The sequence below is a fragment of the uncultured Photobacterium sp. genome, assembly GCF_947039875.1.
Classification (GTDB): domain Bacteria; phylum Pseudomonadota; class Gammaproteobacteria; order Enterobacterales; family Vibrionaceae; genus Photobacterium.
In genome coordinates this window covers 1-12,986 of record NZ_CAMRAN010000033.1, presented here as the reverse complement: position 1 = coordinate 12,986, position 12,986 = coordinate 1, and the positions used below count along the sequence as shown (strand labels likewise).

Below are 12,986 nucleotides of genomic sequence, written 5' to 3'. Positions count from 1 at the left end.
ATTCATCTCTCGTTCAGAATTAGCGATCTTGATCGTTTTTCCTTCAAGTAATATCCCTTACATTAATTGCGTTATTTTGCTTGCAGTTAATTATAAAACCAGCAAAATTTACCCCTAAATAGATAGGAACAATAAAAAAAACCTACTTTTTTATTTGATATGAAGGATTCATGATGACTTTAGGTATTGTAACGAACCTCGCCATATTTGTTGGCTTGATAGCATTTCTATATCATATGCAAAATAAACACTACAGTTTTACTAAACGTGTGTTTGCCGGTTTAGGATTAGGTATTGCTTTTGGTGCTGCGCTACAAGTTTTTTATGGTGCTGGCTCTGAGGTCATCAAAACATCGATTGAGTATTTTGACATTGTCGGCGTAGGCTATGTGCGCCTATTACAAATGATCATTATTCCATTAGTGATGGTGTCTATTATCTCTGCCATTCTTAAACTGAATGGCGGCGCCTCACTCGGTAAAATCAGTAGCCTTACTCTTGGAGTTCTAATTGTTACCACTATGATTGCCGCTTGTGTCGGTATTCTAATGGCCAACCTTTTTGGTCTTACCGCAGAAGGACTAACATCAGGTGCGGCTGAAATGGCACGTGCTAAAAGTCTTGAATCAACCCTTTCTAATGTAGAAGCAATGTCGTTTGCTAAATTAGTAATTGAGTTTATTCCTGCCAACCCATTCTTAGATATGACAGGTGCACGTCGTACTTCAACTATCGCTGTGGTTATCTTCTCTATTTTCATTGGCTTATCAGCAACAGGTATTGCTAAGAAAAAACCTGAAATTTTCGCACAATTTGAAGGCTTCATTAAAGTTGCCCAAGCGATTGTTATGCGTATGGTAACGTTAGTATTACGTCTAACACCATTTGGCGTATTAGCACTAATGACCAAGGTAATTTCAGGCTCAAACTACACTGATATTGTGAATCTTGCCAACTTCGTTTTTGCTTCTTATGCCGCATTAATTCTGATGTTTATGATTCACTTAGCACTTGTTGCGCTTGTTGGTATTAACCCACTACGCCACTTGAAAAAAATCATTCCAGTACTGGCTTTTGCTTTCACATCTCGCACCAGTGCTGGTTCAATTCCAATGAACGTGCAAACCCAAGAAAAATGCCTTGGTATTCCATCTGGTATTGCTAACTTTGCCGCTTCGTTTGGTTCAACTATCGGTCAAAATGGTTGCGCAGGAATCTACCCAGCCATGCTGGCAGTAATGATTGCACCAACCGTGGGTATAAACCCAATGGATATCGGCTTTCTATGTACTTTAGTTGCGATTATCACTGTGAGCTCTTTTGGTGTTGCAGGTATTGGTGGCGGTGCAACATTTGCGGCACTGATTGTACTTTCAGCAATGGATATGCCAGTGGCTCTTGCCGGTCTTTTGATCTCAATTGAACCACTTATTGATATGGGTCGTACTGCACTTAACGTATCAGGTTCAATCACCGCAGGCACAATCACCAGTAAAGTGATGGGCGAAACAGATATGGCTATCTTTAATAGCGATGACGTTGTTAACTTAGACGGCGAAGAATCAGCGGCTTAATCAACATTTAACACTCGTTTTAAGGGAGGTTGATTGCCTCCCTTCTCCATTTTTTAAGGAAGAGACAATAGTATGAAAATTATCATTATTGGTGGTGAAGCCGCTGGCATGAGCGCAGCAGCAAAAGCAAAACGCATTAACCCAACCGCTGAGATTGTTGTTTATGAAGCGTCTAATGTGATCTCTTTTGGCGCTTGTGGCCTACCTTATTATATTGGTGATGAATTTTCTGACGCTAATTTCATGGCGGAATTTACCCCAGCACAATTTGCAGAAAAAGGGATTCAGGTCTTAACTCAACATCGTGTTATTGGTCTCGACCCACAACAACAGCAACTCACCGTTGAACATCAAGGGGAAACACTCGTTACCCATTATGATCGTTTAATGATTGCAACAGGGGCCAAAGAAATATTACCCCCAATAGCTGGCCTTGAAAAACATGGGGTTTATTCACTACGTCGTATGCAAGATGGCCTTGATATTAAAACCGCCCTTGCCGATCCACTATGCCAACATGTCACGATTATTGGCTCTGGTTTTATTGGCTTAGAAGTGGCTGAAGCCATGATCCATCAAGGTAAAACAGTACGCTTAATTGAACGTGCCGCCTGCTTAATTCCCGATGCCTTTGATACTGAAATCAGCCAACATATTCAACCTGAACTTGAACAAGCTGGCGTACAGATTCACCTTAGAGAATCAGTGAGTGAGATTATTGGTGATGATCGTGTTACTAGTATTAAAACCGATAAAGACATTTATGCGACTGATCTAGTGATCTGCTGTACTGGTGTGAAGCCCAATACAGATTTTATTGCAGCAACAGGCATTGAACGTTTAGCCAATGGCGCAATAATCATTGATCAACAAGGGAAAACATCACTAGATAATATTTGGGCGGCTGGCGATTGCGCCACTATTTGGCATGCACAGTTACAACAACCTGTTTATATTCCACTCGCAACAGGCGCCAATAAAATGGGCCGTTTAGTCGGTGAAAATATCGCTGGCAAAAACCTCAGTTATGACGGCACATTAGGCACCAGTTGTGTCAAAGTTTTAGGCTTAGAAGCCGCTCGCACCGGACTCTCAGAGCGTGAAGCTCAACAAGCGAATATTGATTACAGCACCGTATATATCAGTGATAAATGCCACACCAACTACTGTGAAGGTCAATCACCACTTTATATTAAATTGGTTTACCGCTCTGATAATAAAAAATTACTTGGTGGACAAATGATTGGTAATAAAGGTGCTGTTCACCGTGTTGATGCCCTTGCCGTAGCCATCAGCCTTGGCGCAACAACGGAACAATTAGGTATGATGGATTTTGCCTATGCGCCGCCATTTTCCCGTACTTGGGATATCATGAATGTCGCGGGTAATGTGGCGAAATAATTACCAGTTTTAATTGCATTAACATGTAGCCCCACAGTCACGTATTTTTGATACTCCTCATACAAACAATACGTGACCGTCTTCTCTTTCCTATTTTGATCGCCATGTTAACAAACCTATTACTCGTTATTTTTCGAACCAATAGTTAGCCTTCGAAAATCCCGACTATACACCTCGAAAAAACAACAGTTTATTGCATATTTATACATTCAAATCGCGATTTATGTTAAATTTTAGTTAAAATCAAATTTTATAAACATTAAATCGGTATAAAATTTGTGACATGTCGCAAACTTTAGCAGTTAATATCAATTATTACTTCGCGTTAACAGACGAATAACTGCTACTCTCCGAACGCACTCTGATAATCGATGGACAGAGAGAAATAAACATTAAGGATAATTTCTAATGACGACAGAAAAGAAAAAAATGTCACTGACTGGCCGAGTGATCCTCGGTATGATTTTAGGTATTCTGACAGGATTTATAATCCGTTCCCTTTTTGCTGATGTCGCTTTTATTCATGACTATATCGTAAATGGTCTGTTTGATGTCGGTGGTAAAATCTTTATTGCCAGCTTAAAAATGTTAGTAGTGCCTCTAGTATTTGTATCACTGGTTTGTGGTACTAGCTCATTAAAAGATTTAGCAACATTGGGTCGTTTAGGAGGTAAGACTCTCGCGTTTTATCTAACAACGACGGCATTAGCCATTACCCTTGCACTGACCATGGCAAATATCTTCCAACCTGGTACAGGTGCTGATTTAAGTGCAGCAACAACATTTGCATCTAAAGAAGCGCCATCACTAGGCAGCGTTATTGTGGGTATGTTCCCAACTAACCCAATCAGCGCAATGGCAAGTGGTAATACCCTTCAGATTATTGTATTTGCGGTTTTATTTGGCATCGCAATCAGTGCTGCAGGTAAACCCGGCGAGCGTCTGGCGGCAATCTTTGCTGATTTAAATGAAGTGATCATGAAGTTGGTGGCGTTATTAATGAACATTGCCCCATACGGTGTGTTCTTCTTAATGGCAAAATTATTCACAGGTTTAGGCTTAGATGCGATCTTTAGTTTAATTAACTATTTCTTAGTCTTAGTGGCTGCACTGTTATTCCATGCTTTAATCACTTACAGCGTGATGCTAAAAGCGTTTACCGGTTTAAGCCCAATTACGTTCTTGAAGAAAATGGAAGATGCAGTGATGTTTGCGTTCTCAACCGCATCATCAAATGCAACCATTCCTGTAACGATGGAAACGGCGACTAAGCGTTTAGGTGTTAACAATAAAATTGCCTCATTTACAGTTCCCCTTGGTGCAACCATTAATATGGACGGCACCGCGATCATGCAAGGTGTGGCAACAGTATTTATTGCTCAAGCGTTTAATATCGACCTTACAATGACTGATTACCTCATGGTTATTCTAACTGCAACATTAGCATCAGTCGGTACGGCGGGTGTTCCTGGGGTTGGTCTTATTATGTTGGCGATGGTACTAAACCAAGTGGGTCTACCGGTTGAAGGTATCGCACTGATTATGGGTGTTGACCGTCTACTGGATATGATCCGTACTGCGGTTAATATTACGGGTGACAGCGTTGTAACCTGTATTGTCGCTAAGTCTGAAGGTGAAATGGATATTGCGCGTTTTAATGATCCACTAGCAGCAACAGAAGATGAAGCGGTTCGTTTCCATCCGAACCCTCAACCTCAAGCACAGAAATCATAACAGCGAGTAAAAACTTGCGAACATAACATAATTCAAGGGCACTTTTCGTGCCCTTTTTTTGGTTGGGATATAGGGTTATAGGGGCGAGGCACAGCTACTACCTGATTGACGGTTGTGCTTCTGATGTAAAAATACCGCCTATAGAGACGGTATTTAACAGTATGGCTATTTATGTGTACTAACAACGTGATCTCAATTCATACAAAAAATATCGATTTGGTCATATTTTAATAAGCTTTATCCATAGAAATCAGTCAAAACATTACGTTGTTATTTTGTTACTTAGATTAACAATAACGATAATACACATTTAGTGATATTTAACGGACAGAAGCCCTAAAAAGATAAAATTAACCCTACAACGCGTGAGTAGTAGATTCCCTATCTCGTTCGTAACCTCACTGTAGGGAATGACGGAATGAGGCTTGGCATTCACTCAGCCCATTATCGTCATCCCGAAAGTTGAGGGACGAGGCTATTCGGGATCTACTCACTGCGTGATGGAGCCTCAAAAACACCAATGAAAATACGCTAGAATTCCAACAAAAATACTGACTCTACAACACGCAGACAGTAGATTCCCTATCTCGTTCGTAACCTCACTGTAGGGAATAACGGGATTGCTGTGCTCACAATAAAAACCAATAATCGAAAGGCATAGACAATAAATACTTGTCTATGCCAATAACAAAATTAATCAGCCTTTGATGTTCCAGTAAGAAAGCAATCTTAATTACTGCTCACTGTTTTTACAGCAGAACGCTACTTGAAAATACCTCTCGGCACTTTAGTTAATAAAATACCCAAAAGAAGAGGAAACATCATTACCAATGATTGCAGAGACAATGCCGCACCATTAATGTAACTAGAAATAAATAGCGCAACCACAGGGAAAATTAGAAAACAGATAGATGCTTTAAAAGGGGTTGATATCTGTACCAGTTTGAAATAAGCAACAATACCGCCAACACTCGCCACCAAGCCAAGATAAATAACAGCTGAAATTGAATCCCAAGTAAATACTTCAACATTTACGTTTTCACTCACAGCTGAAACCGCAAATAAAAATAGAGAAGCAATAAAACTCGGTAACGCATTATAGGTCAGTACTTCAATACCTTGACAGTGCTTTTGAACCAATACATACATAATAGCATGCATAGCAACAGCAACACCTAAACAAACGGTACCAATGAGATAATCATCGCCTCCCATCTGCATTTCATTTGCAAGAATGAAACATAAACTCACAACGGCTGTAATTAACCCAAATATTTGATGCTTTTCCAGTCTTAAACCGAGGAATAAGCCAGACATCAGCATTACCGCAACAGGCATATTGGCAAAAATAATCGATGCTAAACCAGAAGATATGTATTGCTCACCAAAGATCATCAACGTAAACGGAATAGCAAAGTACATCAGTGCGACAATAAATAACCACCGACGCTTACCTTTTGGGAACAGCAGTGGCTGGCTGAAGGCTTTTGCCAATACCACCAGTAGAGGTGCCGCAATTAAAAAACGTAGCCCTGTTGCAAAAATAGGTGGAATAGAATTCAATGCCACTTCCATAGCAAACCAAGTCGTTCCCCAAATTAAACAAACAGAAATAAAAAGAAAGGTAGTGAGTAGCTTTGAATTCATAATATTCCCTTATTTAATAATTATTTAAATCATCGTCCTGTAGCGCGATAATAATGTATTACATTATAGGGATATAAGCGGGGAAATAAATTTCATTTACATCTATAATTCAAGCAATGTATAGAAAATAATACTACTTTTATATAGAAAAAGTATAAACACTTACTACCATATTAAAAAATGCAAATATATTATTCTACTTGCAATATATTGAACGCTATTAAACATCAACTCTAGTTATGACACTTATTGAACAAAGAAAGGCAGCAGCATGGGTAGAATAAATTAAGGGCGCATGATACGCCCTTTTGAAGTGTGTGATGATAAGGCTTAAAGATAGCTTCCATCATTGGGTCTGATGGTAATTTATTCATAGTGTAAATGAAGCTACCTTTAATTGATTAAGGTGTATTTTCCCTGCACATCTTTTTGAAATTCAAATAAACGCAAGATAACGCGCGACCATATTTATACGGTTCAGTAATAATAACGCCATTGGTCATCGCCTTATCCACTTTTACGTGTATATGACCTACAACAATGACCACTAACTCTGGATTGGCACGTGCAATATCACCTACACCAGTATCGGTAATGTTGTTTTCGTTACCGATCCCCATATGCGCCACTAAAATAATGGCATCGGCTTTACCTTTAATTTGGGTAATAACTTTTTTTACTTCCTGACTTGGGTTACTAAAGGTCAGATCTTGCTTTCTTAGCTCGCCAACCTTGGTCACGATTTGACTCAAACTACCCGATAAATTGGGTTTATCGGTGGGGTAATCTCAGGTATAAATCGTCCATAAAGATCGAAGGAAATAAGGGCGAGGCAAAGCAATAAACAGCATAGCTATTAATCTCGACACTCGCTTTCTCTAAACTTCACCACCTTGCTGCCATAAAAAAACCCAGCCTTATCGGCTGGGTTCTTTAACTTAACGCTTATAGTGCAGTATCGGTGATTAACCGATGTGCGTTGCGTTACGCATGTACTTACGTAGTACTTCAGGGATCATAATACGGCCATCGGCTTCTTGGTTATTCTCAAGAATAGCAACCATAGTACGACCAACAGCAAGACCAGAACCGTTTAATGTGTGTAGTAGCTCGGGCTTCTTCTCGCCTTTACGACGGAAACGCGCTTGCATACGACGTGCTTGGAAATCCCACATGTTTGAACATGAAGAAATCTCACGATAAGTTTCTTGAGCAGGAACCCACACTTCTAAATCGTAAGTTTTGCAAGAACCAAAGCCCATATCGCCAGTACAAAGTACCACTTTACGGTAAGGTAGCTCTAGAAGTTGTAGCACTTTCTCAGCATGACCTGTTAGTTCTTCAAGTGCTGCCATTGAATCTTCAGGGCGAGTGATCTGTACAAGTTCAACTTTGTCGAACTGGTGCATACGAATAAGACCACGAGTATCACGACCGTAAGAACCTGCTTCTGAACGGAAACATGGAGTGTGTGCTGTCATCTTGATTGGCAAATCGGCTTCATCAGTAATGGTGTCACGCATCATGTTAGTTACAGGCACTTCCGCTGTTGGAATTAATGAAAGCACGCGAGGCTCTTCATCATTCACTTTTTCAGTTAGCGGTTGAGTGTGGAATAGATCTTCACCAAATTTAGGTAATTGACCTGTACCAAATAGGCTGTCAGCGTTCACTAGGTACGGTACGTACATTTCTGTATAACCGTGTTCTTCAGTATGAAGATCTAGCATGAACTGTGCAATTGCGCGGTGTAGACGAGCAAATTGACCTTTCATTACGATAAAACGTGCACCAGTAATTTTCACTGCACTTGCGAAATCTAGACCACCAGCCATTTCACCAAGATCAACGTGATCTTTCACTTCGAAGTCATACGCTTTTGGCTGACCCCAACGTGAAACTTCAACGTTCTCTGACTCATCTTTACCTGTTGGTACTGATTCATCAGCGATGTTTGGTAGCATTTGAGTGATAGTATCAAGTTGAGTTTGAAGCTCAGCTAATGCTGTTTTTGCTTCATCAAGCTCAGAACCTAGGTTGCCGACTTCCGCCATAATACGCTCAGCTTCAGCGTGATCACCTTTTGCTTTTGCCTGACCAATCGACTTCGATCGCGAGTTACGTTGTGCTTGAAGTTCTTCAGTTTTTACTTGAAGAGACTTACGTTGCTCTTCTAAGTTGCGTAAAGTTTCTACATCAAGGTTAAAACCACGACGCGCGAGTTTTGCAGCTGTTTCATCCAGCTCAGTTCGAAGTAATTTAGAATCTAGCATGCTAATCCTGTGCTCTTAATAGTCTGAAATGCGCGTTATTTAGGCATTTCTTATTAAAATAGTTGTAGTTGGGAGGCAACCATAACAAATTGTTGCCAATCACTTAACGATACCCAAAAAGCCTTATTATTGGTAGCGCTTTAGCGGGCTTTTTGCATCTAAAGAAGCAAGATATTCCAACTTTTCGGATATTTTTATCTCTAGACCCCGTTTTGAAGGCTGATAATAAACCCGATCACGAATTTCACGCGGTAAATACACTTCACCGGGAGCATAAGCACCTGGCTCATCATGAGCATAACGATACCCTTCACCATAACCCAATTCTTTCATCAGTTTGGTTGGCGCATTACGCAAATGTGGCGGCACTTCAAAATCAGGAAATTCACGCGCATCGGCTTTAGCAAGGTTGAACGCAACATACACCGCATTACTTTTGGCAGCACAGGCTAAATAGACAATGGCTTGGGCTATTGCGCGTTCACCTTCATAAGCGCCAACGCGGGTATAACAATCCCATGCCGACACCGCCACTTGCATCGCACGAGGATCAGCATTACCGATATCTTCTGATGCAATGGCTAATAATCGACGCGCAACATACAGTGGATCACACCCTGCTTGCAGCATTCTCGCAAACCAATACAGCGCACCATCGGCATTAGAACCACGAATAGATTTATGTACCGCAGAGATCATGTCATACCAAAGATCGCCTTTGTTATCAAACCGAGCGACTTTTTCACCTGTCACTTCAGCCAACAACTCAACCGTAATTTGTTTGATACCCTGCTCATCTTCTTCAGCCATATCAATCAGCTGTTCAAGATAATTGAGTGACATTCGTGCATCACCACGCACAAACTCAGCTAACTGATGTTTAACTTCACCGACAAACACAAAATCAGTTTCGCTAATACCACGTTCTTTATCTGTTAACGCTTGTTCAATCACTTCAAGAATTTCATCATCTTCAAGGGATTTTAATTTATATACCCGAGCACGGGATAACAGAGCGTTATTAAGCTCAAACGAAGGATTTTCAGTAGTCGCACCAATAAAAGTCACGGTGCCATCTTCAATGTGTGGCAAAAACGCATCTTGCTGGCTTTTATTGAACCGATGCACCTCATCAACAAATAAAATAGTCCGTCTGCCTGCCATTTTATTATCACGCGCTTTATCTATTGCTGCGCGAATATCTTTAATGCCAGAGGTAACCGCAGAGACGCGTTCAACTTCAGCATTGGCATAATTGGCAGCCACTTCAGCTAACGTTGTTTTACCTGTTCCTGGTGGTCCCCACAAAATCATCGAGTGCAATTGACCCGCTTTTAATGCTCGACGTAACGGCTTTCCTTCACCAAGAATATGTTGCTGACCAATATATTCCTCTACCGTTCGTGGCCGCATTCTTGCTGCCAATGGTCTAAAATCTGAGGCAAAATCTAGGCTGAAATTATTCAATATAATGACTCCCCTAAGACAGAAAAAGGTGGCTCATTCGCCACCTTCTCATAATAATTAATTAGAATAACAATTAGTTACGTTGGTCATCTAATTCCACACCTTTTGGCGGTGTAAAGGTAAATAAACTGGCAGCTGGTGTTGTGCGTTTAAAATCGCTCAAGACATACTGGCTGCGTTGTCCATCAGTTTCAATGACTGAGAAATTACGTACATCACCTGCTTTTGATACCGTGACCACAAATTTATCCATTGATGATGTTTTATCTTTTGGGGTTAAGGTAAAGGTATCCACTAACTGAGCGACATTATACTTCGACCAATCACTTGCACTATTACGGGTTAATAATACAAACGGGGTTTGCTCTGTAGCATCTTTAAGCCACATTGCTGTTACTTGCTCTACAAATGGGCTGTAATACCATACTGTTTTACCATCAGAAACCAATAAACTTTCATCCGGTGTTACGGTTTTCCAACGAAATAAATTAGGGCGTTTAATCGATAAGTCGCCAGTACCATTCACTAAAACTTCACCATCAGGGCTGGTGACTTTTTGAGTAAAGTTAGCGCTAAATGCATTCACTTTATCAAGACGGCTACTTAGTGCTTGTTGCGGAGTTGCAGCCCATGCACTTGACGCAACCAACATTGGTGCGGCAACTAACATGCTCATTACGAGTTTCTTCATCATATTCGCTAACCTCTTTAGTATTAAACCGCTGTGATAATCACTACCACAGCGGTTTTATTTACACTTTAGTGCTTAAAGCATCATGGTTGTTTATCGCTAGACATTAATCGTGATGCTGTACTGGCGGCGGCGCTAACACTTCGCGGTTAGCATTATGTCCAGGAGCACTCACGATGCCATGTGCTTGTAATTGATCAACAATACGTGCAGCACGGTTATAACCGATCTTAAATCGACGCTGTACGCCTGAAATAGATGCTCGACGCGTTTCTGCAACAAAAGCAGCCACTTCATCAAATAGCTGATCTAAATCATCATCACTCGATGGCGCTTCACCCGGAAGCAAGCTATCTGCACCTTGATCTGAATTTAGAATACTATCTATATATTGGGGCTTACTACGCGCTTTCCAATCGTTAACCACATTATGCACATCTTCATCAGATGCAAACGCACCATGAACACGAATGGTATGACTTTGGCCTGATGGTAAGTACAGCATATCACCCATACCTAACAATGTTTCTGCACCACCTTGATCAAGAATAGTGCGTGAGTCAGTTTTGGTTGAAACCGTAAATGCCATTCGCGTTGGAATATTGGCCTTAATTAAGCCGGTAATAACATCAACCGATGGACGTTGAGTGGCTAATACTAAGTGAATACCGGCTGCACGTGCTTTTTGAGCAAGGCGTGCAATCAATTCTTCAACTTTCTTTCCAACAACCATCATCAAATCAGCAAATTCATCGACGATCACCACAATGCTTGGCATGCTTTCCAATAGTGGCGGGTATTCGTCCATGGTATCACCTGGTTTCCACAATGGATCGTGAATTGGGTGACCCGCTTCTGCTGCTTCTTTTAGTTTGGCGTTATAACCTGCAAGGCTACGTACACCACAGGCGGCTAATACTTTATAACGGCGTTCCATTTCACCGACACACCAACGTAGTGCATTACCGGCATCTTTCATGTCCGTAACCACTTCCGTTAATAGATGTGGAATACCTTCATAAATCGATAATTCCAACATTTTCGGGTCAATCATAATAAAGCGGCAATCTTCTGGCTTACATTTATAAAGTAAGCTCAAAATCATCACGTTTACGCCAACTGATTTACCAGAACCTGTAGTACCTGCTACCAATAAGTGCGGCATCTTGCTTAAATCAGCAACAACGGCTTCACCCGCAATATCGTTACCAAGCACGATAGGTAATGCGCCACCAACATTTTGGAATTGCTCACTGGCAATCACTTCCGACATATAAACCGTTTCACGACTCTTATTCGGTAGCTCTAAACCAATGTAAGGTTTACCCGGAATTACTTCAACAACACGTACTGATGTGGTTGATAATGCGCGCGCTAAATCTTTTGATAGGCCAGAAATACGGCTAACTTTTACTCCGGGAGCAAGATCAAGTTCATAGCGAGTAATAACAGGGCCAGGATAAATACCTTTAACTTGGACTTTGATTTTATAATCCGCAAGTTTTGATTCAATCAAAGCAGCAATCGCTTGCAACTCTTCATCTGACGCTTTCTCAACCGTTTTACGTGCTGGTTGTAAAAGATCCAATGTCGGCATTGGTGATGTTGGAACCGGAAGATCAGGCTCATTTTGCATTAAAAATGGATTATCTAATCCTGCAAGGTGCGCTTGTTCTTTTTGTTTATCACGAATACGTTTTAGGAAAATTTCCTCGTCTGTTAACCCCTCTTCTGAGGTATCAACATCAGCTATCGGTGCAAAAGACGCAGCAACAGGTTCCGCATAGACTTGTGATGCCGCTGGTTGCTCACTAACAACAGTATTAATCACATGCTGTGTTTGTTCATCAACGGCAACAGTAAAATCTTCATCTCTTTCAAGCTCACGCTCCAGTGCAGAAACAGATAAACCTTGTATCGGCGCAGCATGTCCTACTGATGCAGCATATGGCTGAGGTTCAACATACGGTGCTGCCTGTTCTACTGGCGCAACATTGGCTTGAGGTTCAACATACGGTACAGCTTCTTCTACTGGCGCAACATATGGCTGAGGTTCAACATACGGTGCTGCCTGTTCTACTGGCTCAACGTATGGCTGAGGTTCAACATACGGTGCTGCCTGTTCTACTGGTGCAACATTGGTTTGAGGTTCAACATACGGTGCTGCCTGTTCTACTGGTGCAACATTGGTTTGAGGTT

At 41.2% G+C, this 12,986-nt stretch carries 9 protein-coding genes; 3 read left to right on the top strand and 6 right to left on the bottom strand.

Going from position 1 to position 12,986, the window contains the following annotated elements; translation table 11 throughout:
• Positions 1–173 precede the first annotated feature (173 nt).
• The 3 genes from Q0V26_RS12220 to Q0V26_RS12210 all read left to right on the top strand — a co-directional run bounded on the left by Q0V26_RS12220 (position 174) and on the right by Q0V26_RS12210 (position 4,709).
• A complete protein-coding gene (locus Q0V26_RS12220; protein ID WP_297481927.1) occupies positions 174–1,574 on the top strand; it encodes an L-cystine transporter in 1,401 nt (466 codons plus the stop codon).
• A 72-nt stretch (positions 1,575–1,646) separates the two neighbouring features.
• Positions 1,647–2,975, top strand: coding sequence for a CoA-disulfide reductase (locus Q0V26_RS12215; RefSeq protein WP_080157884.1), 1,329 nt, complete (start codon positions 1,647–1,649; stop codon positions 2,973–2,975).
• A gap of 408 nt (positions 2,976–3,383) precedes the next feature.
• Entirely contained in the window at positions 3,384–4,709 is a 1,326-nt protein-coding gene (locus tag Q0V26_RS12210; protein ID WP_297481926.1) for a dicarboxylate/amino acid:cation symporter, read from the top strand.
• Positions 4,710–5,471: 762 nt separating this feature from the next.
• On the opposite strand, the gene Q0V26_RS12205 is transcribed toward Q0V26_RS12210, so the two are convergent.
• The 6 genes from Q0V26_RS12205 to Q0V26_RS12180 form a co-directional block, all read right to left on the bottom strand.
• A complete protein-coding gene (locus tag Q0V26_RS12205; protein WP_297481925.1) occupies positions 5,472–6,356 on the bottom strand; it encodes a DMT family transporter in 885 nt (294 codons plus the stop codon).
• Positions 6,357–6,757: 401 nt separating this feature from the next.
• A complete protein-coding gene (locus Q0V26_RS12200; RefSeq protein WP_297481924.1) occupies positions 6,758–7,096 on the bottom strand; it encodes a hypothetical protein in 339 nt (112 codons plus the stop codon).
• A 225-nt stretch (positions 7,097–7,321) separates the two neighbouring features.
• Positions 7,322–8,629: a serine--tRNA ligase gene (gene serS, locus Q0V26_RS12195; protein WP_080157891.1), complete on the bottom strand. Its 1,308-nt coding sequence runs from the start codon at positions 8,627–8,629 to the stop codon at positions 7,322–7,324.
• Between the two features lie 126 nt (positions 8,630–8,755).
• A complete protein-coding gene (locus tag Q0V26_RS12190; protein ID WP_297481923.1) occupies positions 8,756–10,096 on the bottom strand; it encodes a replication-associated recombination protein A in 1,341 nt (446 codons plus the stop codon).
• A 73-nt stretch (positions 10,097–10,169) separates the two neighbouring features.
• The gene (lolA, locus tag Q0V26_RS12185) at positions 10,170–10,790 is read right to left on the bottom strand and encodes an outer membrane lipoprotein chaperone LolA (protein WP_080157893.1); all 621 of its coding nucleotides are present in this window, start codon (positions 10,788–10,790) and stop codon (positions 10,170–10,172) included.
• A gap of 103 nt (positions 10,791–10,893) precedes the next feature.
• Positions 10,894–12,986, bottom strand: a 2,093-nt coding sequence (locus Q0V26_RS12180; protein WP_297481922.1) for a DNA translocase FtsK, incomplete at its 5' end; no start/stop codon positions are given.